This is a genomic window from Synechococcus sp. CCAP 1479/10 (genome assembly GCF_019038515.1).
Taxonomy (GTDB): domain Bacteria; phylum Cyanobacteriota; class Cyanobacteriia; order PCC-6307; family Cyanobiaceae; genus Cyanobium.
On the sequence record NZ_JAFKRJ010000021.1, the window covers coordinates 1 to 3,406 of the forward strand.

The 3,406-nt window shown below is 71.3% G+C and carries 3 protein-coding genes and 1 pseudogene; 2 read left to right on the plus strand and 2 right to left on the minus strand.

What is annotated here, in order from left to right:
• Window positions 1–360: pseudogene (locus tag KUG39_RS05885) on the minus strand (glycogen phosphorylase); the annotation flags it as partial.
• A 161-nt stretch (window positions 361–521) separates the two neighbouring features.
• On the opposite strand from KUG39_RS05885, the gene KUG39_RS05890 reads away from it, so the two are divergent.
• Window positions 522–1,883 carry a cation:proton antiporter gene (locus KUG39_RS05890; protein WP_216913545.1) on the plus strand — a complete coding sequence of 454 codons (1,362 nt, stop codon included), beginning with the start codon at window positions 522–524 and terminating at the stop codon, window positions 1,881–1,883.
• Between the two features lie 13 nt (window positions 1,884–1,896).
• Here the strand turns inward: KUG39_RS05890 and KUG39_RS05895 are convergent, their stop codons facing one another.
• Entirely contained in the window at window positions 1,897–2,220 is a 324-nt protein-coding gene (locus KUG39_RS05895; RefSeq protein ID WP_216913547.1) for a hypothetical protein, read from the minus strand.
• A gap of 78 nt (window positions 2,221–2,298) precedes the next feature.
• On the opposite strand from KUG39_RS05895, the gene KUG39_RS05900 reads away from it, so the two are divergent.
• On the plus strand, window positions 2,299–3,204 hold the full coding sequence (locus tag KUG39_RS05900) for an alpha/beta fold hydrolase (protein WP_216913549.1): 906 nt from the start codon (window positions 2,299–2,301) through the stop codon (window positions 3,202–3,204).
• The last annotated feature ends 202 nt before the right edge of the window (window positions 3,205–3,406 follow it).

Below are 3,406 nucleotides of genomic sequence, written 5' to 3' on the forward strand. Positions count from 1 at the left end.
GATGCCGAACTGGCGCAGGGCCTCGGCGGCCTCCTGCTGGATGCCGAGCATCAGCAGGTTGTTGCCGAGCTGGGGGCCGATCAGGAATTCGGCAGAGAGGTAGGCGACGATCCGCTTGGGGTTGGCACCGATGGCCTCGATGCCGGCCAGGTAGCGGGTCATCAGCCGGTCACGCACGGCGTAGCTGAGCGCCATGTAGAGGTCGTGGCGGCTGGCGCTGGGGGCCAGCTTGCCGAGCGTGTAGAAGAGGTGCTCGGTCATGCCTTCGAACACGTCCGTCGCCGTCAGGCCGCTGCGATCGGGGTCCGCGAAGCACCCGGGTGTGGGCAGGCTCAGGTTGCGGGGTTGCTGGTCGGTCATGGCGGTCGGCGCGCGGTGGTCCCTCGGGCACAGGTCTTGCCGTGCGTTCCCAGACCGTAGCGGTGGTTGCCATTCCCCTCGCCCGGCCTGTTGGGAGATCAGCAACGGCACACTTGACCGGCGCCCACGCCCTTAGCGTCCGTTCGCCACAGATTTCGTTCATGGTCGCGCCCAGCCTGCTGCTCGAGGTCGGCAGCACCCAGATCGAGACGGTGGAAACCCTGCTGCAGGTGGGGCGCTATCTGGTCATCTTCCTGGCGGCCCGGACCCTGGCGGAGCTGATGGTGCGCCTGGGGCTGCCCACGATCCTCGGGGAACTGCTGGCGGGCGTTCTGGTCGGCGTCACCGGTCTGCACCTGATCCTGCCGCCGGACGTCCACGCCCAGCTCAACCAGGCCATGCTCGACCTGATCGGCGCCTGCGCCGGGGTCAGCCCGGAGGCGGTGGCCTCGATCTACGCCGAGAGCTTCCCCTCCCTGGAGGCCACGTCCAAGCTCGGTCTCTACGCCCTGCTGTTCCTCACGGGCCTGGAGAGCGAACTCGACGAGCTGATGGCGGTGGGCCGGCAGGCCACCACCGTGGCCCTCACCGGTGTGGTGCTGCCCTTCGCCCTGGGCACGGCGGGGCTCTACCTCCTCTTCCATGTGCCCCTGTTTCCGGCGGTGTTCGCCGGCGCCTCGATGACCGCCACGAGCATCGGCATCACCGCCAGTGTCTTCGGGGAACTCGGGTTCCTCCGCACCCGGGAAGGCCAGACCGTCATCGGCGCCGCCGTGCTCGACGACATCTTCGGCATCGTGATCCTGGCGGTGGTGGTAGCCCTCTCCGGTGACGGCGTGCTTTCCGCCGGTCCGATCCTGCAGCTGGTGCTGGCGGCGGCGGTGTTCGTGGCGGTGGCCCTGTTCCTCAGCCGCACGGCCGCCCCCGCCTTCGACTGGGTCCTCGACCGCCTCAAGGCGCCGGGGGAGGTGGCGGTGGCCGGCTTCGTGGTGCTGGGCCTGTGCTGCTTCGTCGCCGAGGCGATCGGCCTGGAGGCGGCCCTGGGGGCCTTCGCCGCCGGCCTGATCCTCAGCGCCTCAAAGCACACCAAGGCGATCCAGCAGTCGGTGAAGCCCCTGGTGGCCCTGTTCGCCACCGTCTTCTTCGTGCTGATCGGCAGCTCCCTGGACCTGTCGGTGATGAATCCCCTCAATCCGGACAACCGCGAAGGCCTGGTCGTCGCCCTGTTCCTGCTGGCGGTGGCCATCGCCGGCAAGGTGGCCGCCGGCTGGAGCTACCTCAGCAAGGAGAAGACCAACCGCCTGGTGGTGGGCCTGGGGATGATGCCCCGCGGCGAGGTGGGCCTGATCTTCCTGGGCCTGGGCAGCCAGGCCGGCATCCTTTCGGCGCCCCTGGAGGCGGCCATCCTGCTGATGGTGATCGGCACCACCTTCCTGGCGCCCCTGCTGCTGCGGCTGGCGCTCAGCGGTGTGGAGGTCCCCGCCGACCCCCCGGAGCCATCCCCTGCCGAGCAGACCGCCTGATCCCGGCCCCGCCTCAGCGCCGGCGCTCGTCGTCCCGTCCGGCCGCCAGGCCGATCGACAGGCCGCCGAGCACGGCGATCAACCCCAGACTGCCGGCCCAGCCCGGACCGAGGGCCCAGCTCAGCAGCAGCTCCACCCCCAGGCCCACCGCCAGGGCCAGCAGCAGGCTGCCGCCCACCAGCACCAGCTGCTGCAGCCCCTCCTCCAGGGCCCCCTCGGCCAGGACCTTCTCCAGGCGGGCCAGGGGAACGCTCAGGGGCAGATAGAGGGCCAGGGCCCAGAGGGCGATCCCCGGCAGCAGCGGGCTCAGGTCGGAGAGGCTGAAGGCGTCGGGCATGGCGGCAGGCGCAGGGGGCAGGGCCGCGCACTGGCCGCGCTTCCTAGCATCGTCTCTCATCACGCCACCGCTGCGTCCATGGCTTCGTCACCCGAGACCCCCTGGCAGTTCCTGGGCCATCGGGTGCACGCCATTCACTCGGCTCCTGAGCAGCCCACCGGCCCGGCGATCCTGCTGGTGCATGGCTTCGGCGCCTCCACCGACCACTGGCGCTTCAACATCCCCGTGCTGGCCCTCACCCATGAGGTCCATGCCATCGATCTGCTCGGCTTCGGCCGCAGCGCCAAACCCGCCGGCCTCACCTACGGCGGCGCCCTCTGGCGCGACCAGCTCTGCGCCTATGTGGCCGAGCGGATCGGCCGGCCCACGGTGCTGGTGGGCAACTCCCTCGGCGGCTTCGCCGCCCTCGCCGCCGGAGCCGCCCTCGGCGATCGGGCCGCCGGCGTGGCCCTGCTGAATGCGGCCGGCCCCTTCAGCGACGAGCAGGAGCCGCCGCGGGGCTGGGGGGCCATCGCCCGCCGCACCATCGGCGCCGCCCTGCTGCGCAGCCCGGTGCTGCAGCGCCTGCTGTTCGAGAACATGCGCCGGCCCGCCACCGTGCGCCGCACCCTCAATCAGGTGTACATCGACCGCACCAACGTGGATGACGAGCTGGTGGAGGCGATCCTGCGGCCCTCCCGGGACCCCGGCGCCTTCGGCGTCTTCCGCACCGTCTTCGACATCCCCCGCGGCCAGCCCCTCGACGAACTGTTCGCCGACCTCAGCGCCCCGCTGCTGCTGCTCTGGGGCATCCGCGACCCCTGGATCAACGCCGCCGGCCGCCGCGCCAGCTTCCAGCGGCATGCCCCCGCCCGCACCACCGAGGTGGTGCTTGAGGCCGGCCACTGCCCCCACGATGAGGTGCCCGATCAGGTCAACCGGGCCCTGCTGGACTGGCTGGCGGGTCTGGTGGAAAGCCCGGTTCCCGCGCTGACCGCCGGCTGAACCCGGCGGCGTCCCCCGGTCGGTACATTTCCCACCACACAGGGGGGCCGAGTTGATCGCCGCCGTCACGAGCACCGGAGCCGCCGCGTCGGCGAGCGTCCCGGCGACCGGAGCCGGCGGGAAGGGGGGAGGTTTTGCCTACCGGCCGGACATCGATGCGCTGCGGGGAGCGGCGATGCTGGCGGTGCTGGTGTTCCACCTG